At 38.3% G+C, this 19,362-nt stretch carries 24 protein-coding genes, 1 tRNA gene and 1 other annotated feature; of the genes, 3 read left to right on the forward strand and 22 right to left on the reverse strand.

Annotated elements, in window-relative coordinates; translation table 11 throughout:
* The 5 genes from CBF33_RS06260 to CBF33_RS06280 form a co-directional block, all read right to left on the reverse strand.
* On the reverse strand, window positions 1-1,851 hold the full coding sequence (locus CBF33_RS06260; protein WP_126762598.1) for a peptidoglycan D,D-transpeptidase FtsI family protein: 1,851 nt from the start codon (window positions 1,849-1,851) through the stop codon (window positions 1-3).
* Complete coding sequence (locus CBF33_RS06265; protein WP_023606031.1) at window positions 1,851-2,219, reverse strand: cell division protein FtsL; 369 nt, start codon at window positions 2,217-2,219, stop codon at window positions 1,851-1,853. Before CBF33_RS06265 ends, CBF33_RS06260 begins: the two co-directional genes overlap by 1 nt.
* 15 nt (window positions 2,220-2,234) lie before the next feature.
* Window positions 2,235-3,188, reverse strand: a complete 954-nt coding sequence (rsmH, locus tag CBF33_RS06270; RefSeq protein ID WP_038100535.1) for a 16S rRNA (cytosine(1402)-N(4))-methyltransferase RsmH — start codon at window positions 3,186-3,188, stop codon at window positions 2,235-2,237.
* 16 nt (window positions 3,189-3,204) lie between these two features.
* Entirely contained in the window at window positions 3,205-3,636 is a 432-nt protein-coding gene (gene mraZ / locus CBF33_RS06275; RefSeq protein WP_023606029.1) for a division/cell wall cluster transcriptional repressor MraZ, read from the reverse strand.
* Between the two features lie 148 nt (window positions 3,637-3,784).
* Window positions 3,785-4,147 carry a DUF3397 domain-containing protein gene (locus CBF33_RS06280; RefSeq protein WP_126762600.1) on the reverse strand — a complete coding sequence of 121 codons (363 nt, stop codon included), beginning with the start codon at window positions 4,145-4,147 and terminating at the stop codon, window positions 3,785-3,787.
* A gap of 215 nt (window positions 4,148-4,362) precedes the next feature.
* On the opposite strand from CBF33_RS06280, the gene CBF33_RS06285 reads away from it, so the two are divergent.
* The gene (locus tag CBF33_RS06285) at window positions 4,363-4,467 is read left to right on the forward strand and encodes a DUF4044 domain-containing protein (protein WP_023606027.1); all 105 of its coding nucleotides are present in this window, start codon (window positions 4,363-4,365) and stop codon (window positions 4,465-4,467) included.
* A 55-nt stretch (window positions 4,468-4,522) separates the two neighbouring features.
* Here the strand turns inward: CBF33_RS06285 and recN are convergent, their stop codons facing one another.
* From recN to CBF33_RS06355, 14 genes are all read right to left on the reverse strand, one after another.
* Entirely contained in the window at window positions 4,523-6,202 is a 1,680-nt protein-coding gene (gene recN / locus CBF33_RS06290; protein ID WP_126762602.1) for a DNA repair protein RecN, read from the reverse strand.
* An 8-nt stretch (window positions 6,203-6,210) separates the two neighbouring features.
* Entirely contained in the window at window positions 6,211-6,666 is a 456-nt protein-coding gene (locus tag CBF33_RS06295; RefSeq protein WP_126762604.1) for an arginine repressor, read from the reverse strand.
* A gap of 14 nt (window positions 6,667-6,680) precedes the next feature.
* The gene (locus CBF33_RS06300) at window positions 6,681-7,511 is read right to left on the reverse strand and encodes a TlyA family RNA methyltransferase (protein ID WP_023606024.1); all 831 of its coding nucleotides are present in this window, start codon (window positions 7,509-7,511) and stop codon (window positions 6,681-6,683) included.
* 4 nt (window positions 7,512-7,515) lie between these two features.
* Window positions 7,516-8,424, reverse strand: coding sequence for a polyprenyl synthetase family protein (locus CBF33_RS06305; protein WP_023606023.1), 909 nt, complete (start codon window positions 8,422-8,424; stop codon window positions 7,516-7,518).
* Window positions 8,421-8,654: an exodeoxyribonuclease VII small subunit gene (locus tag CBF33_RS06310; protein WP_023606022.1), complete on the reverse strand. Its 234-nt coding sequence runs from the start codon at window positions 8,652-8,654 to the stop codon at window positions 8,421-8,423. Before CBF33_RS06310 ends, CBF33_RS06305 begins: the two co-directional genes overlap by 4 nt.
* Before the next feature lie 3 nt (window positions 8,655-8,657).
* Window positions 8,658-10,007 carry an exodeoxyribonuclease VII large subunit gene (gene xseA / locus CBF33_RS06315; RefSeq protein WP_126762606.1) on the reverse strand — a complete coding sequence of 450 codons (1,350 nt, stop codon included), beginning with the start codon at window positions 10,005-10,007 and terminating at the stop codon, window positions 8,658-8,660.
* 125 nt (window positions 10,008-10,132) lie between these two features.
* The gene (gene nusB, locus CBF33_RS06320) at window positions 10,133-10,555 is read right to left on the reverse strand and encodes a transcription antitermination factor NusB (RefSeq protein ID WP_126762608.1); all 423 of its coding nucleotides are present in this window, start codon (window positions 10,553-10,555) and stop codon (window positions 10,133-10,135) included.
* Window positions 10,548-10,976, reverse strand: a complete 429-nt coding sequence (locus CBF33_RS06325; RefSeq protein ID WP_126762610.1) for an Asp23/Gls24 family envelope stress response protein — start codon at window positions 10,974-10,976, stop codon at window positions 10,548-10,550. The genes nusB and CBF33_RS06325 overlap by 8 nt, the downstream gene beginning before the upstream one ends.
* Window positions 10,977-11,003: 27 nt before the next feature.
* Window positions 11,004-11,561 (reverse strand): elongation factor P, encoded by a 558-nt coding sequence (gene efp, locus CBF33_RS06330; protein WP_023606018.1) that lies wholly within the window; start codon window positions 11,559-11,561, stop codon window positions 11,004-11,006.
* Between the two features lie 33 nt (window positions 11,562-11,594).
* Window positions 11,595-12,659: a M24 family metallopeptidase gene (locus tag CBF33_RS06335; RefSeq protein WP_202585210.1), complete on the reverse strand. Its 1,065-nt coding sequence runs from the start codon at window positions 12,657-12,659 to the stop codon at window positions 11,595-11,597.
* 139 nt (window positions 12,660-12,798) lie between these two features.
* A complete protein-coding gene (rpmA, locus tag CBF33_RS06340) occupies window positions 12,799-13,083 on the reverse strand; it encodes a 50S ribosomal protein L27 (protein WP_023606016.1) in 285 nt (94 codons plus the stop codon).
* A 21-nt stretch (window positions 13,084-13,104) separates the two neighbouring features.
* A complete protein-coding gene (locus CBF33_RS06345) occupies window positions 13,105-13,443 on the reverse strand; it encodes a ribosomal-processing cysteine protease Prp (RefSeq protein ID WP_126762612.1) in 339 nt (112 codons plus the stop codon).
* A gap of 14 nt (window positions 13,444-13,457) precedes the next feature.
* The gene (gene rplU, locus CBF33_RS06350; RefSeq protein WP_023606014.1) at window positions 13,458-13,766 is read right to left on the reverse strand and encodes a 50S ribosomal protein L21; all 309 of its coding nucleotides are present in this window, start codon (window positions 13,764-13,766) and stop codon (window positions 13,458-13,460) included.
* 18 nt (window positions 13,767-13,784) lie between these two features.
* Window positions 13,785-13,860: a sequence feature (ribosomal protein L21 leader region), on the reverse strand.
* A gap of 58 nt (window positions 13,861-13,918) precedes the next feature.
* A complete protein-coding gene (locus CBF33_RS06355; RefSeq protein WP_126762614.1) occupies window positions 13,919-14,539 on the reverse strand; it encodes a TetR/AcrR family transcriptional regulator in 621 nt (206 codons plus the stop codon).
* Window positions 14,540-14,818: 279 nt separating this feature from the next.
* Here CBF33_RS06355 and CBF33_RS06360 point away from each other — a divergent pair.
* Window positions 14,819-14,892 (forward strand) — tRNA-Arg (locus CBF33_RS06360).
* Window positions 14,893-14,986: 94 nt separating this feature from the next.
* On the opposite strand, the gene CBF33_RS06365 is transcribed toward CBF33_RS06360, so the two are convergent.
* Window positions 14,987-15,418 carry a universal stress protein gene (locus CBF33_RS06365; protein WP_244919694.1) on the reverse strand — a complete coding sequence of 144 codons (432 nt, stop codon included), beginning with the start codon at window positions 15,416-15,418 and terminating at the stop codon, window positions 14,987-14,989.
* Between the two features lie 69 nt (window positions 15,419-15,487).
* On the reverse strand, window positions 15,488-16,171 hold the full coding sequence (locus CBF33_RS06370) for an O-methyltransferase (protein ID WP_126762618.1): 684 nt from the start codon (window positions 16,169-16,171) through the stop codon (window positions 15,488-15,490).
* A 181-nt stretch (window positions 16,172-16,352) separates the two neighbouring features.
* On the opposite strand from CBF33_RS06370, the gene CBF33_RS06375 reads away from it, so the two are divergent.
* Entirely contained in the window at window positions 16,353-18,239 is a 1,887-nt protein-coding gene (locus CBF33_RS06375) for a fructose-1,6-bisphosphatase (protein WP_126762621.1), read from the forward strand.
* Window positions 18,240-18,253: 14 nt separating this feature from the next.
* On the opposite strand, the gene CBF33_RS06380 is transcribed toward CBF33_RS06375, so the two are convergent.
* A complete protein-coding gene (locus CBF33_RS06380) occupies window positions 18,254-19,309 on the reverse strand; it encodes an aldose epimerase family protein (RefSeq protein WP_126762623.1) in 1,056 nt (351 codons plus the stop codon).
* Between the last annotated feature and the right edge of the window lie 53 nt (window positions 19,310-19,362).

Genomic DNA, 19,362 nt, shown 5'->3' on the forward strand with positions numbered 1-19,362 from the left:
CTACTCTTCTGAATTTTTTATATTAAGGTCTAGCGCTAATTTTAAAAGCGGGTTACTAATTTCTGAAACCATAACGCCACCTGCTGTTCCAGTGCCTTCCTTAGGACGTTTAATCGTCACGTATAAGATGTATTCTGGATTATCGGTTGGAGCAATTTCTACGACCGAGTATAAAAACTCAGACGTTGAGTAACTACCATCCGCAAAGAACTGCGCTGTTCCCGTCTTAGCCGCAATCGGATACCCTTCGATTGCAAAGTTATTTCCTGTCCCATACTGCTTATCATCCACAACCCCTTGCATCATTTGTAGCGTTTGATGCGCACTCTGAGGTTTTATTGGCTTAGCTAACATTTCAGGTTCCGTATAGACTTCTTCGCCATCCTGTTTAACAATTTTGTCAATATAGTTAAGTTTCATCATTTTACCGTCATTGGCAATCGCAGTATACGCTTGAACCATTTGCATAGGTGTCACATAAATGGCCTGACCAAACGCTGTCATCGCACGGTCGACAGTCGTTCCTTTTTGAATACTTCCTTTGTTTTCACCGGGTAAATTAATATTAGTTGGCTTGGTAAAACCAAATCGCTTCACATATCGTTGCCATTCATCACCCATACGTTGTTGAAGCAGAACCATGCCCACGTTACTCGACCAAGCAAATCCTTGTCTAAAGGTAACTGTCCCTACCCCTTGCGGATTCCAATCATTAATCCGAGCATCATCTACTTCAATATGCCCCGTTTGAAAATACTCGTCTGGATTGACCACTTGTAAATCCAAAGCAGAAGACATCGTAAAGACTTTCATCGTAGATCCTGGTTCAATCGGCTCTTCCACTAGTAAGTTGCGCCACATTGCTGGACGCTCCTCTGTGTCTTCCAGTCCTTCTTTTGTCTCCGGATTAAAACTTGGACGTTGCCCAGCAGCGATAATATCCCCCGATTTTGCTTCGACCAGTGTCGCTGTAATATTTTCAGGTCCATATTTTTTCATCGTCTCGTCTAGTAACTCTTCTAAATACAATTGAAGACGACTGTCAAACGTTGTATAGATATCCTGACCGTCTTTAGCCTCTTTCAAAACAGAGGTCGTTCCTGGAATCGGACGTTGCATACTATCTTTTTGGAAATAAATCTCGCCATCCTCACCCGACAAAATATCATTTTGTGCTTCCTCGATTCCCATTCGACCAACCAAGCCTTTAGATTCATCATCCGCATCTGCTAATTGAGCGTAACCGATAAAGTGAGAAGCAAAGACACCATTTGGATACATTCTCGCTTGATGTTTTTCAAAGTAAATCCCTTTAATCTCTTTTTTTTCAAGTGCCTCTTCAATTTTTGTTTTTTGTTCATACGTTAAATTTTTACCACCCGAACCAAACTCAACTTGCTTTTGATTACGTGACAGTTGTTCCATGACAAAATCAGCTTCAAGGTTCGTATTATCAGCTAATACTTTCGCTATTTCTTCTTTATCTTTCGATTGGACATACAATTTTTCACGTTCTTGTTTACCGTCAGGACTCATACCAAGATACGTTTCATCTAAAACCGCATATAACGAATAAGAAGTAGCGTCTTCAGCAATCGGCTCCCCATTACGATCGTAAATGGTGCCTCGTTTTGCTTTCACAACGCTACTACCTCGGTATAATTGTTGTGTTTTATCGTCTAAAGATTCATGCCCTACTTTACCGACTAACACGATATAGATAAAACGCATAAAAAATATGAGAAAGACTAAAATTGTTAATCCAAATAGAAAGGAAGCAAACGTTCGCCGATTTTTTTTAGGATTCAATCCCTTTGACGCTATAAAAGACTTCCATCTATTTAGTTTCATTATTTCACATTCCTTATTTGTTCTTCATTTACTTTCAATCCTGCTTTTTGTGCCGCTTTTTTAATGCGATCTGCTCTTAACAACTCAGATTTTTCTTGTTCTAACTCCGCAATACTCGCCTCTTGCTTAGAAATAGCCGCCTGACCTTCTGAAACGGTCGCTTCTGCTTTGGCTAATTTAGAAGAAACTTGGATAGTGGCGCCAGATATGAGAAGGAAAAAACTAATCAATGCGAAAAAAACGATTTTTTCAAAACGACTAATCTTTTTTAAGTGTTCGCGTGGTTGTGCCAACACATCTTGACGAACAGTGCTTGTTATGTCTTCTGTCACAGTTTCTACTGGGTCAAATTCTCGTAGTTCTGCCATTTTTTCCACATCCTTTCATAATCTGTTTTTACTCGCCACACGTAACTTAGCACTACGCGCGCGATTATTCGCAGCGACTTCTTCTTCACTCGGTAAAATCGGTTTACGATTAACCAATGATAAGAGTGGCTCGTCCTCTTCTAAAAGAACAGGCAAACCAGCCGGTGTTTCTTTCGGTTTACTATATTCACGGAATATCGTTTTTATCAATCGGTCTTCTAATGAATGAAACGTAATAACCGATAGTCGACCACCGACTGACAAACAGTCAATCGCTTGCTCGATAGATTCTTCGATAGCATGCAATTCATCATTTACTTCTATCCGAATCGCTTGAAAGACACGCTTAGCTGGATGTCCTCCCTTACGACGTGCTGGCGCTGGAATCCCTGCTTTAATCAACTCTACCAATTCACCAGTCGTTTCAATCGGCTTTTCTTGACGTGCTTGCTCTATCTTTCTTGCAATTTGTTTTGAAAACTTTTCTTCACCATAGCGATAAAAAATCTTTACTAGCTCATGATAGTCATACTCGTTAACGACATGATACGCACTGAAATCAGCTTTTTGATTCATACGCATATCTAGCGGTGCATCACCATGATAGCTAAACCCACGTTCGATTTCATCTAATTGTGGTGACGAGACACCTAAGTCGTAAACTATCCCATCCACATGAATAACTCCACGAGCTTCAAGTTCTTCTTTTAGATGACGAAAATTAGTATTGATGAAAGTTACTTGACCTTTTTCAATGTAGGACGCTAATTTTTGCTGCGCATTTTTTATCGCCACTTCATCCTGATCGAATGCGTATAAATGACCTTCCTCTGACAGTTGGGAAAGAATCGCTTCACTATGCCCTGCTCCACCTAACGTACAGTCTACATACACACCATCTTTTTTTATATTTAAATTATCCACAGCCTCATTTAAAAGAACGGTTACGTGGTGAAATTCTTCTGGCATCATATCTATTCCCTTTCTAAAATCCAAAATCAATCATTGTTTCGGCAAGTTCGTCATAATTTTCTTCTGCTTCTAATGCATATTGTTGCCATCTCTCTTCACTCCAAATTTCAATACGGTTTGCAACTCCGATTACGACACAGGCTTTTTCTAGTTGTGCGTGCGCGCGTAAGGTAGGTGGGATATTAATACGTCCTTGCTTATCAATATCACATTCTGTTGCTGCAGAGTAAAAGAAACGGACGAATGTTCGTGCATCTTTTTTTGATAGTGGCAATTCTTGAAGTTTTTCTTCCAATTGTTGCCATTCTAATTGTGGGTACACAAATAAACAGCCGTCCATCCCTCGTGTTACAACAAATTTGTAACCTAAGTTTTCTCTAAATTTAGAGGGCATGATGAGACGACCTTTTGAGTCAATATTATGTGTAAACTCTCCCATAAACATGATATTGGACCTCTTTCCCCACATAGTATCTTTAGTCTACCACATCCCCCCACTTTCTACCACTATCAGCCGAGATTTTTTTCCTTTTTTTACCTCTCTTTAAAAAACAAAAATACTTACAACACACTGCCGATGTGTCGTAAGTATTTTAAGTAAAGATTCCATAAATGGCTAATCCGATATAGACGACGATTAGCACTAAAAATGTAATGCGCCAAAACATTTTGAAAAAGCGTCGATACTGAATATCACCAAAATACCGAGCATGACCTATTGCTACTCCCATCCCTATAAATAACACTAATATTAACACATAAGGAAGAACCGATATTTCAAATAATTCTTTCGATAAAAAGTGCAATCCTATAAATAGAAAGAACGTAGCTAAATCTGGCGATTTCAAACCGATTTTTTCATATAAAGATAAGCGCTGCACAAGATAATTACATGCAAAAATCACTAATATTGGAAATAAATACCATAACAGTCTTACGACATTAAATGTACTCATATTTTAAAAACCTCTTCCATAAGATAACATATAGATTTTACAAAACTATTTAACCTAGATAACTTTCCAGTGTCATTTTTATATGACAACATTACTAATATACCAAATTTATTTACATTTGCGTAGTATCTTTTCAGATTCTCTACGATTTGTAACTTGCAACCATCACTAAAACAGGTATAATGTAACTAGTCTATCAATAAAGGATGAAATCAATGAACTCAAAAAAATTTAATACGATAAAAAAAATCGTCATTTGGATTATGTTAATTGCGATTGTCGGCTCTGCCGTTTTAGCAGCTGTCGCAAGTATTCTGTAAGCAAAAAACTCGTAGCGAAATTGCCAACGTAAAAAGGCAGTTTCACTGCGAGTTTTTATTTGTGTGCTTGTTTTAATAATTCACGTGCATGCTCACGAGACAAATCGGTAATCGTCTCTCCCGCTAACATTCTAGCGATTTCTATTTCGCGCTCGTCATTATTTAAAATCGTCACATCTGTTAACGTCCGTCCGTCTACTACTTTTTTGCGGATATAGTATTGTTGATCGGCATGTGCCGCCACTTGAGGTAGATGAGTGATACAAAGAACTTGCGAGTCCACTGCAATATCATGAATTTTCTCTGCAATCGCTTGGGCTACACGTCCACTAACCCCTGTATCCACTTCATCAAAAACAATACTGGTAACGCCATGCGTTTTAGAAAAAATAGTCTTCATCCCTAAAATAATTCTCGACAGCTCGCCTCCAGACGCCACTTTTTCTAACGGCTTTAAAGGTTCTCCCGGATTGGTCGAAATATAAAAACTAATCATATCCCAACCGTCGTCACTCAGTTCTTTCTTTTCACGTCGGACTTCAAAACGTGTTTTTTCAAGATACAAATCTCCGAGTTGCTCTATAATCGCTTTCTCTAATGACACACTGAGCGTCTCTCTTGCTTGTGTTAATTGTTGAGCTAATTCCTCTAGCTGTTCGTGCTGTTCGTTAATCGTTTTTTGAAGAGACGTTAACGACCCTTCGACATTTTGGCTTTCCGCTAATTCACTCGCAATTTCATCGAAATACTCCAGTATTTTCTCAATGCTATCCCCATACTTTTTCTTTAGTCGGATAATCGTCGTCAAGCGTTCTTCGACTTCTTCTAAACGATTATCATCCATTTCCGTATGTGTAAGTTGTTGACTAATGTCACGTGCTACTTCTTCTAACTGGTAATAACTGTCACGTACCCCTTCTGCTATCGTCTGATAAGCACTGTCTAGATGCTCAATCGCCTCCATTGCAGCCATGGCTTCGCCAATTTGTTCCAACGCCCCGATATTCATATTTCCTTGAATGATATCATAACTTTTAGATAGTTGTTGTACAATCTCTTGATAATTGGCTAAAAAATCACGCTCTTGTTTTAACGCTTCCTCTTCGCCTATTTTTAGATTCGCTTCTGCAATTTCATCATGTTGAAATTGCAACATATCCATTCTTTGCGCATGTTCGCGTTCATTTTGCTGATAATTTCTCAAAAGACGCACATTTGCTTGATAGGATTCAAACAATTCTTGATAGCGTGTTTTAAGCAGCGCGAGCGATTCACCTCCATATTGATCTAAAAAAGAAAGATGACGTTCGCTATCCATTAACTCTTGGTGTTCATGTTGTCCGTGAATATCTACTAATAATTGGCCGACTTTCTTTAACGCTTGCGTGTTCACGAGATGACCATTAATTCGACAGACATTCTTCCCCGATAATGAAATATCACGTGATAGAATCATCGTACGCTCAGTGGCTTCAATTCCTAGCGATTGCAAGTAAGGCGTCATTCGCTCGAAAACGTGTGATGACACTTCAAACTGCCCTTGCAACTGAGCTTTTTTTGCGCCTTCTCGGATAAAATCAGTAGAACCACGTCCACCTACCAACAAGCCTACGGCATCAATAATAATGGATTTTCCCGCACCTGTTTCCCCTGTTAAAACGGTCATGCCTTCCGAAAATGATAAATCCAATTGTGAAATAATCGCAAAATCTTTAATAGTTAATTCTTGTAACATTTTTTCACCTACTTTGTCACATATGTGCTAAACGATTGATAGAGTTGATACGCTTCTTTTTTATCCAAACAAAACAACAAAACTTTATCATCATCGGTCATGACAGTAAACAAATAGTCGAGGTATTCCTCCTCGATAATCCTCGCGATGGCAGTGGCACTTCCCGGAGTGGTTTTGAGCAACACCTTATCACGTTGATAAGAGACATGAACAAGACTCCCACTTAATAAACGGCCTAGTTCTTCTGGTATATACGACGGACTTGTTTCTGGTAACCGATAGTGAAAAGTTCCTTTTTTTGACTTCGTTTTAATCAATTTCATCTCTTTAATATCACGTGAAATAGTCGCCTGCGTCACTTCAATACCTTTATCACGTAACGCCTCGACTAATTCACTTTGATTACCTATTGTTTCACGTTTTAAAATATCTGCAATAAGAGTTTGTCGTGTTCGTTTTTTCATCTTTATCAACTCCTTTACGCGTCAGTTAATTGTTGATGAGCCTCTTCCACTACTTTTACAATCGTTGCACGCTCATTATCCTGCAGTCTCTGTGGTTCAGATGCCTTAGGCCAAACTAAGTGAACGAGAAACTCAATATTCCCCTCACCACCCTTTACTGGAGAATAAGAAACACCTTTAACCAAATAGCCTTCATTTAACATAAAATCAAGCATTTCCTCTAAGACCATTTGATGAACCGCAGGATCTTTAATGATACCTTTTTTACCAACATTTTCTTTCCCTGCTTCAAACTGCGGTTTGACAAGGCAAACGACTTCTCCATCAACAGCTAGTATCGTTTTTAAAACTGGTAATATAAGTTTTAAAGAAATAAATGAGACATCAATCGTCGCAACTTGTGGGACTCCCTCAGTAAAATCTTCAGGCTTAGCATAACGAAAATTCATTCTTTCCATCACAATTACACGATCATCTTGTCGCAACTTCCATGAAAGCTGATTATAGCCGACATCTAAAGCATAGCTTTTGACCGCACCCGCTTGTAAAGCAACGTCGGTAAAACCACCTGTCGAAGCACCAATGTCTAAGACAATCTTGTCTTGCATGTCAATAGAAAAAACTTTCAGTGCTTTTTCTAATTTCAATCCACCACGAGAAACATATTTTGGCCCTTCGCCTTTCAACTGCAACATGGTGTCACTGTCTAACTTCGTACCCGGTTTATCAATCCGTTCATTTAACTCATCATAGACTTTCCCAGCCATAATCAAGCGTTTAGCTTGTTCTCTCGTCTCTGCTAAACCTTGTTGATACGCCAGTATATCTGCTCGTTCTTTCTTCATCACCCTATCGTTTCCTCTCTACTGGTATCTCTGCTAACCCTTGAATAATCGCTTCTAGTGCGGAAATCGACCCTTCCATTTTACGATAGCGTTGAAGGTCATTTAGAACGGAGCTAATCGTGCGCTCAAAAACATTAATTGCCTCATCAAGTCCTAACAAGGAAGTGTACGTACTTTTTTCTCGCTCTGCATCCACACCCGTTTGCTTGCCTAATTCATCAGTACTTCCTACCACGTCTAAAATATCATCGCGAATTTGAAAAGCTAGCCCTAGTTGATTCCCCATTTCTGTAAATCGACTAACTGTTTCAAAAGGCTGTTGCGTTAACATGGCGCCTAACGTCAACGGTAACGCCAATAAACGACCTGTTTTTCGTTGATGAACAGCAGATAATTGTTCTAAAGGAAGCTGTTGTTGTTCCCCTTCCATATCTGCTACCTGACCGGCTACCATACCATTTGCACCAGAACTCCAAGCCAACTGGGTCATCGCTTCAACACGTAAGTCTGCCGGTAGCGCGCTACAACCAATAAGATGAAAAGCCTCTGTCAACAAAGCATCGCCAGCTAAAATTGCGAGTGCTTCCCCATACACTTTATGATTGGTCGGTTTTCCCCGACGTAAATCATCATCATCCATTGCGGGTAAATCATCATGAATCAACGAGTAAGTATGAACCATCTCAATAGCAGCTGCCACATCTACTTGCGCTTGGGTTATTTCTTCATCAAAAAAAGCCACCGTTGCAAGTAACAATAGCGGACGAATCCGTTTTCCACCAGCCGATACCGAGTACATCATCGCTTCTTTTAAAGAAGGCTCGGATGTCACTGATTGAATATGTTGAGACATCGTTTCATCTACTCGATTACGATACGCTGTCATAAACTCGGTACTGTTGACTGTTTTCATTCCGAATCTCCTTCATCAAAAAGTGTCGTCGTCCCATCTTCATTCATAATTTTAGTCAGCATTTCATCGGCATCTGCCAGTTTTTTCTGGCACATTTGACTTAACTCAACACCTTTTTTAAACTGTGTCAGTGCTTTTTCTAGTGGAATATCCCCACGTTCCAATTCTTTTACAATGGTTTCCAATTCTGAAATTGCTACTTCAAAACTCATTTTTTCTTTTGTTGCCATTAATTAAACTTCTCCTTCTATAGTGTGCTGAATAGTGGTGACCGTTGACTGAATCGTTCCATCTGCGACATGTATCATCATCTCGTCTTGAGGTGCAACTTGTTTGACACTCTTGACTATTTTTTCATCTTTTGTCACATAAGAATACCCTCGCGTCATCGTCTTCAAGGGACTTAACATATCTAGTGCTGCAGCAAGTTCTATAAATTGCTGCTCTTTTTTTTGTTGATAGTGGTCTTTGGCAGCTAATAATTGCCGTTCTAAATAATCAGCTTGCTGCGACGCTAAATCAATGCGCGCTTTTGGCTGTTGTTGTTTCAAACGATGGGTTACATCTTGAAACTGTGCTTCTTTATCATAAAGTGTATTTTTCATCGCTTGTTTAAACGCTATGACTTGGCGGTCTAAGGCTAAGCTATAATTCTCATAAAGCCGATGAGGTTGCTTCATCACGTAGGATTCCATAACCGTTGCTAAACGTGTCCGCTCTTTTTCCATTCTTGTTGTCATACTGGTTAAAAGACGTTGCTCTCTCTCTTTTAACTTCAACCATTCTTCCTGTAAATTAGGGACCGCAAGCTCCGCCGCAGCCGTTGGCGTCGCCGCTCTAACATCTGCAACCAAATCGGCCAAAGTCGTATCTGTTTCATGACCGACTGAAGAGATTAGCGGCGTTTGCAAACTATAAATTGTGCGCACGACAACTTCCTCGTTAAAAGGCCATAAATCTTCAATAGAGCCTCCTCCACGCGCTAAAATAATCGTATCGAAATCCCCTTCATCTGCTTGTTTCAGACTCGATACAATATCCGGTGCGGCTTGATTACCTTGTACCAACGTTGGAAAAATAGTCAGCTCGACTAATGGATAACGTCGTTTAATCGTCGTCATAATATCGCGAATAACCGCACCTGAAGGACTCGTCACAACTGCGATTTTTTCAGGATACTTGTTTAACGCACGTTTTTCTCCAGAAAACAATCCTTCTGCTGCTAATTTTTCTTGTCGCTCGCGTAAGGCTTGATATAAAGCGCCTACGCCATCCGGCTCCATATGTTCGACATATATTTGGTACTGTCCGGTCGCTTCATATAAAGAAATACGTCCGATTACTAAGACTTTCATCCCTTCTTCAGGAGAAAATTTTAATTTTTGAAAAGCCGACTTAAACATGACGGCATTAATTTTAGCTTTTTCATCTTTTAAAGAGAAATATTGATGACTATTTTGACGATTACGATAATTCGACACTTCGCCAATCAAATAGACTCTTTCCAGATAAGGATCTCGTTCAAATTTTTGTTTTAAATATTTCGTTAAAGATGCGACTGTTAAATATTGTGTTTCTGACATTTAAATGCCTCACTTTCACCGTCTCACAATTTGGAAACATTCCTTTGAAATCTACCTTATTCTATCATAATTGTTCATTTTAAACAGTATTCCTCACAAACAAAAATAGAGAAGTCATCACTTCTCTATTTTTGTTCAGATATAATAACGGAAAGGACACCATTTATAAATTTACGAGATGAATCATCACTGTAGGTTTTAGCTAATTCAAGCGCTTCATTCAAAGCTACTCGGTTCGGGACGTCATCTTCATGCAAAATCTCATAAACGGCTAATCGTAAAATCATCAAGTCAACTTTTGAAAGACGTTGTAACGTCCAGCCTTTAAGATGTTCACTAATAAGCTGATCCAGTTCCATTTGATTCTTTTGAACACCTTCAAGCACTTGAAATAAGTAAGATGGAATATCATCGTACTCCTCATCATGTAACGAAAGTGTTAGTAAAATAGCCCGTTCTAGCGAAATATCCTCATGAAAATCTAAAGAATACAACGTTTGGATGGCTCTCTCACGTATTTCTCTACGGGTTACTTCCACTCTATTCATCCTCTTCTAATTGTAACAATTCATCCAGCGTAGGGTTGACCATTTTTTCTGGTATCACACCCACTACATGAATGTTTACTTCTTTTAATTCTAAATCAGTCATAAATAAAACTTGTTCTTTCACTTTTTCTTGCATTGACAGTGCTACTTTAGGCACAGATACACCATAATTTAAATAACAGTATAAATCAACTTTAATACCGTCTTCATCAATGTTTAAAGAGACACCTTTACGATGATCCGCTTTACCAAGCAACTCATTAACGTTAGAAGCTAAGTTACCTCGCATACCATAAACACCGTCAATTTTAGCGGCACTAATCCCAATAATCACTTCTAAAACTTCTGGTGCAATTACAATTTCGCCACCGAAGTCGCCATTGTCGACATTTTCTAAAATTAACTCTGCTGTTTCTTCCATTACACTGTTCTCCTTTCGCTTGCTTGACTAAGCACGTGAAGAATATGAGCCATCGTCAGTATTGATAATTAATTTATCGCCAGCATTCACAAAGAAAGGCACTTGTACAACTAAGCCTGTTTCCATAGTAGCTGGTTTAGAACCACCTGATGCTGTATCTCCTTTGATACCAGGTTCTGTTTCTTTTACTTCTAATGTTACCGTATGCGGTAAATCTACACCAATTGTTTCAGCACCGTACATGATAATGTTACATACGCTGTTTTCTAATAGGTAGTTTAATTCTTCTTCAATTTGCTCTGTTGGCAATTCTACTTGCTCGTATGTTTCAGTATCCATGAAGACATGGCTGCCGCCACTTTCATATAAATATTGCATTTTACGGTTGTCGATTTGGGCACGTCCTACTTTTTCGCCTGCACGGAACGTTTTTTCTTGAATATTCCCGTTACGTAAATTTTTTAATTTTGTACGCACAAATGCGGCACCTTTACCAGGTTTAACGTGTTGGAAGTCAATAACGCGCCAAATGCCTCCGTCAATCTCTACTGTTAAACCTGTTTTAAAATCGTTTACTGAAATCATCTCTTGTCCTCCTATTAAATACAATCGTTCATTTTATAATATAATTAATTCTTTTGGTGAGTGCGTTAAAATTTCAACACCTGTTTCGGTCACAAGCAAATCGTCTTCAATACGTACGCCACCAATTTCTGGATAGTACAAACCAGGTTCATTTGTAATCACGTTACCCGGTACAAATTTTTTATGAGCGAGTTTTGAAACACTTGGCCCTTCATGGACTTCTAAACCAATACCATGTCCGGTAGAGTGACCAAATGCATCTGCATGACCTTTACTACGGAAATAATCACGTGCCACAGCATCTAACTCAACGCCTGTCATACCTGGTTTAGCTACTTCATTAACTTTCAACTGTGCGTCTAATACCAATTGATAAAGCTCTTTTAACTCTTCTCCAGGGTCGCCTAAAGCAATAGTTCTCGTCATATCTGATACATAGCCATTAAAATAGCATCCGTAATCTAGCGTGATCATGTCGCCTTTTTCAATAACTTTGTCACTCGCAACACCATGCGGCATAGATGAGCGTAGGCCACTTGCAACAATCGTATCAAACGAAATACCTGAAGCACCTAGTGAACGCATATAAAAATCAAGCTCTGTCGCCACTTGGATTTCTGTCATGCCTGGTTTGATAAAATCTAAAATATGAGTGAAGGCTTTGTCACCAATTGCACACGCTTGTTTAATAATTTCAATTTCACCGGGTTCTTTTACCTCACGTAACGCTTCAATTGCCCCAGCAACTGGAACAAGCTCACATGGGATAACTTCGTCTAACACGCCATATTGCTGATAAGAGACGTACATCTCCTCAAAAGCTAAACGTTTTAACCCTTGCTCTTTAACAATTTTTCCTACTTCTTCAAAAATAGGTCCAACATTTTGAACGACTTCATATCCAACACACTGTGTCCCAGCTTGTTTAGTATAACGGAAGTCCGTCACAAAATAAGCATCTTCTAAGGTAATAACAGCCAAGCCTGTCGTGCCAGTAAAACCTGATACATATCGTAAATTATAAGTACTTGTCACTAAAAAGGCATCGAGATCTTGTTCTTTCATCCAGTTTCTTAATTTTTCTACACGTTGATTCACAACATCAACCTTCTTTCTAGAATAGAATTCCAATGCCATTATACCAAATAAAAAGTTGAAATTAAACATTAATCCTTTATATTCATGAATTCTACTCAAGAAACAAAAAAACTCTCTGTTAACAGAGAGTTTCAAATGATTACTGTGCTACTGGGTAGACAGATACTTGTTTTTTGTCGCGGCCTTTTCTTTCGAAGCGAACCACTCCATCGATTTTCGCATAAAGTGTATCGTCGCCACCTTTACCTACGTTTTCACCCGGGTAAATTTTTGTTCCACGTTGACGATATAAGATAGAACCACCTGTTACAGTTTGTCCATCAGCACTTTTCGCACCTAAACGTTTAGATTGTGAATCACGACCGTTGGCAGTAGAACCGCCCCCTTTTTTCGTCGCAAAGAATTGTAAATTCATTTTTAACATGAGTTCGCACCTCCTATTTTCTTAGTCGATATGAGAAACTTCTACAAATTCCCCATAGTTTTCTTGAATATCTTGCAGTCCTAAAACAGCATTTTCCAAGAGTATTTGTGTCACTAACGCTTCATCTGTTGTCAAGTCTTCTCTAACAGACAGATAAATGTAGCCTTCATTGTCATTATCAATATCTAAAATAGGTGCCACACCTGATAACTTTTCAATACCATTGATTGTACTGATGACAATCGCGGATACTGCAGCACAAACAATATCACTTCCATAAGGGCCAGCGTTCGCATGACCAGATACTTCTAGCATGGTAATCGTTTGTTGCTTATCTCGTTTAAAACGACAGTGTATCATGGCTAACCTCTCTTTTAGGCATTAATCGCATCAATCATCACTTTTGTGTATGGTTGACGGTGACCTTGTTTACGGTGAGTATGTTTTTTAGGTTTGTATTTAAACGTAACAACTTTCTTCTGTTTTCCTTGTTTTTCAACAGTTCCTTCAACAGTTGCACCTGCTACTAATGGTGTTCCAACTTTTGTGTCTTCGCCACCTACTAATACCACTTCATCAAAAACAACTTTTTCTCCCGCAGCAACATCTAATTTTTCAATGTAGATCGCTTGACCTACTTCTACTTTTACTTGTTTACCACCAGTTTTAATAATTGCGTACATGCTATAAAGCACCTCCTTCATTAGACTTAGACTCGCCATTGTAAGCGATCAATAACAGATACTTAAAACTTACTTTGAGCGGTTGTAGTTGTGGTGCTCACAATTACAACAGAAATAGTGTACCAAATTATAGACACAAGGTCAATCTTTTATTATCCTTTATTAACAGTTTCTTGATTTTCTGGTCCATAAAAGAAGTCTACAATCCCAGCTTCTTCTATAAATTGAGAATCTAATATCTTACTTAAGTTCTCTGCCATGTATCGTGTAGCATAAATCTTACCATTGGCATCCCATCCATCGACGTACCCTAACAACGTATACATCAAGTAGTTCATTAAGATTGTTTGCGGAATACGCGTACGATCTTTTTTATAATGCTTTTGATACGTTTGAATTTCTTCAGACAAACGCTCCATAAGTTGCTGACGATAAAAATCTGAATTAGGGTCGTAGATAAGTGTTTCAAAAAAAGAAATATTCTCCTCAGCAAATTCTAAATATTTCATTAAAGAAAAACGATAGACTGTTTCGTCTTCTGTATCTGGAATCATCGTTTCATAAAAGAACTCATCCATTATCTCGCTCATCATCGTTTCAACAAAAAATTCTTTATCACGATAATGAAGATAAAATGTTCCTCTTGTGACTTCTGCTGTTTCTGTTAAGTTTTTAACGTTTATTTCTTGAATTTGATTTTTTGATAACAACGTGAGAAACGCTGCCTTTAATTTACTACGCGTTTTTAAAACACGCGGATCAACTTTTTCCATGCAAAAACCTCCTAAATATATGGCTTAGCTTCATCATTTAATAACAAGCGTAAGTTTAGCTTTTTTCTTTTTAATTGTCTATCCCTGATTTTTTGTTTTCCAGTGATAATATCACTCAAAAAAAGGACATTTGATTTGATAAATATTATTATATCAACTTTTTTATTAACTTTCGGGATATTTTTATTAAATCTACGTATATTTTTAAATAGTATTTTTTAAATTTTGGCATTGACTTTTACTTGCAATTTCAATATAATCATTAGTGTTGTGCCATAAGTCATAGTAGCTCAGCAGGATAGAGCATTCGCCTTCTAAGCGAACGGTCGGGGGTTCGAATCCCTCCTGTGACGTCCTAAACCACTAGAATACTTCTAGTGGTTTTTTTGTTATCTCATATTTAATTCTTAAAAAGGCAAACGAACAGAGACGTTCGTTTGCCTTTTTTTATTTAACTACTAATACATTAACTGGCGCATGTTTGACAATATAATCAGTCGTCGAGCCAACTGTCCACTTTTGGATACCGCCTTTTCCTGAAGCACCGACAACGATTAAATCAATAGGATACTGTTCTGGTATGGTCTTTGCAAGATATACTTTAGGATTCCCCAACTCGACTATCCCAGTCATCTTCTCAACGCCATATTCTTTAGCATCGTACAGTTTTTTCAGGACTTCTTTTTCCACGTTTTCTTTTTCCTCCGCTAACATGGTCGCATAGTTATACAAACTATAGGCAATCTCGACATCATTAACAATACAGGCAATATACAAATGGGCGTGATGCAACTCGGCTAAAAACAACGCTTCTTGAAATGCTTTCTCTGCACTATGAGATCCGTCAATCGCGACTAGAATATGCTGATATCCTTTCATTGTCATCGCCTCCTTATCTGTATTATAACACAAATAAAAAGAGCATGCCTATTTCAGCACACTCCTATCTTATAATACGACGTCATCACTTTCTTTAGTGATTAATAAAATGCCATCTCCCAAAGGCACGATAGAGCTCGTTAAATCTGGATGATTTAAAACCTTTTCAAATAGCAAATTAAGTTTACGATGAATCGTTCGTTGATTTTTAGGTATCGCCTCGCGTGGATGTGTAACAGTTCCGCCTTGTAACACATCGTCAATCATAATAACCCCGCCTTTTGGCACAAGGCGTAAACACTCTGGTAAAAACTCGATATACTTCGACTTCGCACTGTCCATAAAAATAAAATCATAAGGCCCGGTTAAAGTAGGTAACACATCAGCTGCGTCGCCTTCTAAAAGGGTGACACGCTCCGTCAGTCCCAGCTTTTCATAATTCTCACGTGCTTTTTTTATCATGACGTCATAACGGTCAATCGTTGTCACATGCCCGTCTTCCCCTACATATTGACTCATCAAACTAGATGAAAAACCAATCGCTGTGCCTATTTCTAGTACTTCACGCGGTTTTATCTGACCGAGTAAAAATTGTAAAAAAACAACCGTTTCATGCGGAATAATTGGCACATTATTTTCATACGCTGTTCGTTCAATTTCTCCAAGCAATCCTGGTAACGGCTTTTGTTCATATCTAATAAAATCGACCACTTCCTGTTTCACAACGGGTCGACGCATCATCGGATTTCTCATATTATTCACTCCTGTTCTTATGACGTTCCTATTATACGTAATTCATCATTTAGTTGCAAACACCTCCTAAGTTAACCAACTATTATCTTTAATTGGTACAGTTGACTAAAGCCTTTATTAAGTCTATGATTATTCTTGTATAAACAATATGGTATATCTTAAATATTAGGAGGAAAGTCTTTTGAATACACGGTTTACAACGTCATCGGCAGAACTCACTGAGCTAATGAATCTCCGCTCTATCTTAAATCTCCCAAAAGGAACAGAACATTTTGTGAGTGACTTGCATGGTGAATTTGAAGCTTTTCAACACGTTTTAAGAAACGGCTCAGGTAGTATTAAAGAAAAAATAGCCGTTGCCTTTCAAAATAAACTGACGACAGATGAACAAAATGAACTAGCATTTCTCATCTACTACCCTGAAGAAGTCCTAGACGAAATTAAACAACAAATGATTTCTAATGAAGAAATAAACATTTGTCAAAAAGAAACCATTCAATTATTGATTGAATTAGTCCGCTTTTCATCAACAAAATATACCCGTTCAAAAGTTCGCAAATCATTACCCCCCGCTCAAGCCTACTTAATTGAAGAGCTTTTATATCAGGATGCTAGCGACTATAATAAACAAGATTATTATGAACAAATCTTATCAGACATCATTTTATTTAAACAGGCGGATACGTTTATCATTGGTCTATCCTATACGATTCAACGATTGGTCGTCGATCATCTACATGTTGTAGGGGATATTTACGACCGTGGACCATCTCCTGATAAAATCATGGAAACACTCATTCATCATCATTCTGTCGATATCCAGTGGGGAAATCATGACATCATTTGGCTTGGTGCCTTCGCTGGCTCTCATTTATGTATGACGACTGTCATTCGTATTTGTGCTCGCTATAACAATTTAAGTATTATTGAAGATAGCTACGGCATTAATTTACGTCCACTACTCTCCCTAGCCGAAACTTACTATGGTGACAACCCTGCTTTTCGACCAAAAGAAGCAAAAGATAGTGAGTTGACCGACAAAGAGCGACGACAAATCACTCAGATTCATCAAGCTATTGCGATGATGCAATTTAAACTCGAACTACAATGGATTGATCGCCGACCTGAATATGCTATGGAAAAACGTGCGTTACTGCGCCATATTGACTATGAAACAGAAACGATTCATTTAAATGGAAAGACATATCCTTTAGAAAATACTTGCTTTCATACTGTAAACCCAGAAGCACCCGACCTTTTACTCCCAGAAGAGAAAAAAGTATTAAAACAACTGATGCACGCTTTTCAACACTCTGAAAAATTAAAACGTCATCTCGATTTCTTAATTAAAAAAGGTAGCATGTACCTTTGCTATAATAATAATCTCTTAATACACGGCTGCATGCCTTTAACTGAAGACGGGCAATTCCAATCTTTGACGCTCCACGATCAACACTATCAAGGTAAGGCACTTCTTGATTTTTTTGAAGAAGCTGTCAGAACTGCTTATGAACAACCTGACTCTCATCAAGATTTTTATACTGACACTCTTTGGTACTTATGGTGTGGCGAATACTCCTCACTATTTGGCAAAGACGAGATGACAACATTTGAGCGCTACTTTATTAAAGACAAAGCGACTCACGTTGAAAATAAAAATCCTTATTACCGCTTGCGCAATTGCCCGACGGTATGCCAAAACATCTTAACAGAATTTGGCCTTAGCGAAACTGACAGTCATATTATTAACGGCCATACCCCAGTAAAAGAAATCAACGGTGAAAATCCTATTAAAGCAGAAGGCAAACTCATTGTGATTGACGGTGGTTTTTCTAAACCTTATCAACAAACCACTGGTATCGCTGGCTACACATTGATTTACAACTCATACGGCATGCAACTCGTAGCGCACCAACCATTTACATCAAAAAAAGAAGCGTTGAAAAACAGGCAGGATATTATATCTACTAAACGATTAGTTGACAGAGTCGTCAAAAGAAAGCGCGTTAAAGAAACAAATATTGGCGCTCAACTACTTAAAATGATTGATGAATTAAACAAAAAGTAAAAAAATCCACATTATTAATGTGGATTTTTTTCATGCCATCGATAAATCGTTGTCGAACGAAAGACGTCATTTGGTTTTAACACAATATTTCCAAAGTCCTCTTGATTAATAGCATCAGGTAATGCTTGTGTTTCAAAAGTGATACCGCTATGATGTCTGACTTCTTGTTCGCGCATCGTTATAGTTTTATTTCCCAAATTTAATGTAAAAATCACGATAGATGCGGCATCTGTATACACTGAGAGAGTAAGACCTGTTTCTAATGATTTTATTGATGCCTGTGGGATTTCTAAAGAAGGCTGATTTAGGACAAAGGGATGGTCATAGCCACCAACAGATAATACTTGCTCATCTGTTAAAGAGAAAACATCTTCCAGTCTCGTTCCTGTTTCATCTCGCACGTCAAATGCCGTCTCTACAACTGACTGTTTCTTACCTACCGGCAAATTATTCGCAAGGAGCGGGACGTACCTATCAGCATTCACGTACAACAAGTGATTATCTATCGTCTGTTCGTAATGACCATTTAAATTAAAATACACATGGTTCGTAGGGTTAAATAAGGTCGTTTCATTCGTTTTAGCTCCATAGTCGATTTGCCACGTCATATCTTCTGAAATCGTATACGTGACCTTGACGTTTAAATCGCCTGGAAAACCATTCTCCCCAGCTGGACTGATTAAACGAAAAACTAATTTCCCTACTCCGTTTTCCACAGTTGCTTCGGCTTCCCAAACAGCTTCTTCAAAGCTATGAGGACCGCCATGTAAAGTATTCCCTTGTTCATTTTGAGTGAGTTGAACTGTTTGATTATCATAAGTATAACGGCCATTCGCAATTCTACCTGCCACACGACCAATCGTTGCACCTATGTAAGGATCTTTCTCTAAATACTCTGTGGCACTATCCATACCTAAAACGGTTTCAATTAGTCGCTGATTTTTATCCAATACTTTCCATGATACAATCCGTGCGCCTAAGTTCGTCGCCGAAAAAACTTCTCCTTTTTCATTTATAAATGAATAACAAAAAACATCTTCTAAGCCAAACGCTTTCGTTTCTAATTTCATGGTAAACCTCCCATTGTTTTCTTCATTTTAACATATCCGTTCTAAGATGAAAA

It is taken from the genome of Vagococcus lutrae, from assembly GCF_003987555.1.
Taxonomy (GTDB): domain Bacteria; phylum Bacillota; class Bacilli; order Lactobacillales; family Vagococcaceae; genus Vagococcus_A; species Vagococcus_A lutrae.

What these genes read in the sequence shown, in the direction of transcription:
- CBF33_RS06260 (WP_126762598.1), bottom strand. Translation starts at nt 1,851, where the DNA reads ATGAAACTAAATAGATGGAAGTCTTTTATAGCGTCAAAGGGATTGAAT.
- CBF33_RS06265 (WP_023606031.1), bottom strand. Translation starts at nt 2,219, where the DNA reads ATGGCAGAACTACGAGAATTTGACCCAGTAGAAACTGTGACAGAAGAC.
- rsmH (WP_038100535.1), bottom strand. Translation starts at nt 3,188, where the DNA reads ATGCCAGAAGAATTTCACCACGTAACCGTTCTTTTAAATGAGGCTGTG.
- mraZ (WP_023606029.1), bottom strand. Translation starts at nt 3,636, where the DNA reads ATGTTTATGGGAGAGTTTACACATAATATTGACTCAAAAGGTCGTCTC.
- CBF33_RS06280 (WP_126762600.1), bottom strand. Translation starts at nt 4,147, where the DNA reads ATGAGTACATTTAATGTCGTAAGACTGTTATGGTATTTATTTCCAATA.
- CBF33_RS06285 (WP_023606027.1), top strand. Translation starts at nt 4,363, where the DNA reads ATGAACTCAAAAAAATTTAATACGATAAAAAAAATCGTCATTTGGATT.
- recN (WP_126762602.1), bottom strand. Translation starts at nt 6,202, where the DNA reads ATGTTACAAGAATTAACTATTAAAGATTTTGCGATTATTTCACAATTG.
- CBF33_RS06295 (WP_126762604.1), bottom strand. Translation starts at nt 6,666, where the DNA reads ATGAAAAAACGAACACGACAAACTCTTATTGCAGATATTTTAAAACGT.
- CBF33_RS06300 (WP_023606024.1), bottom strand. Translation starts at nt 7,511, where the DNA reads ATGAAGAAAGAACGAGCAGATATACTGGCGTATCAACAAGGTTTAGCA.
- CBF33_RS06305 (WP_023606023.1), bottom strand. Translation starts at nt 8,424, where the DNA reads ATGAAAACAGTCAACAGTACCGAGTTTATGACAGCGTATCGTAATCGA.
- CBF33_RS06310 (WP_023606022.1), bottom strand. Translation starts at nt 8,654, where the DNA reads ATGGCAACAAAAGAAAAAATGAGTTTTGAAGTAGCAATTTCAGAATTG.
- xseA (WP_126762606.1), bottom strand. Translation starts at nt 10,007, where the DNA reads ATGTCAGAAACACAATATTTAACAGTCGCATCTTTAACGAAATATTTA.
- nusB (WP_126762608.1), bottom strand. Translation starts at nt 10,555, where the DNA reads ATGAATAGAGTGGAAGTAACCCGTAGAGAAATACGTGAGAGAGCCATC.
- CBF33_RS06325 (WP_126762610.1), bottom strand. Translation starts at nt 10,976, where the DNA reads ATGGAAGAAACAGCAGAGTTAATTTTAGAAAATGTCGACAATGGCGAC.
- efp (WP_023606018.1), bottom strand. Translation starts at nt 11,561, where the DNA reads ATGATTTCAGTAAACGATTTTAAAACAGGTTTAACAGTAGAGATTGAC.
- rpmA (WP_023606016.1), bottom strand. Translation starts at nt 13,083, where the DNA reads ATGTTAAAAATGAATTTACAATTCTTTGCGACGAAAAAAGGGGGCGGT.
- CBF33_RS06345 (WP_126762612.1), bottom strand. Translation starts at nt 13,443, where the DNA reads ATGATACACTGTCGTTTTAAACGAGATAAGCAACAAACGATTACCATG.
- rplU (WP_023606014.1), bottom strand. Translation starts at nt 13,766, where the DNA reads ATGTACGCAATTATTAAAACTGGTGGTAAACAAGTAAAAGTAGAAGTA.
- CBF33_RS06355 (WP_126762614.1), bottom strand. Translation starts at nt 14,539, where the DNA reads ATGGAAAAAGTTGATCCGCGTGTTTTAAAAACGCGTAGTAAATTAAAG.
- CBF33_RS06365 (WP_244919694.1), bottom strand. Translation starts at nt 15,418, where the DNA reads ATGAAAGGATATCAGCATATTCTAGTCGCGATTGACGGATCTCATAGT.
- CBF33_RS06370 (WP_126762618.1), bottom strand. Translation starts at nt 16,171, where the DNA reads ATGAGAAATCCGATGATGCGTCGACCCGTTGTGAAACAGGAAGTGGTC.
- CBF33_RS06380 (WP_126762623.1), bottom strand. Translation starts at nt 19,309, where the DNA reads ATGAAATTAGAAACGAAAGCGTTTGGCTTAGAAGATGTTTTTTGTTAT.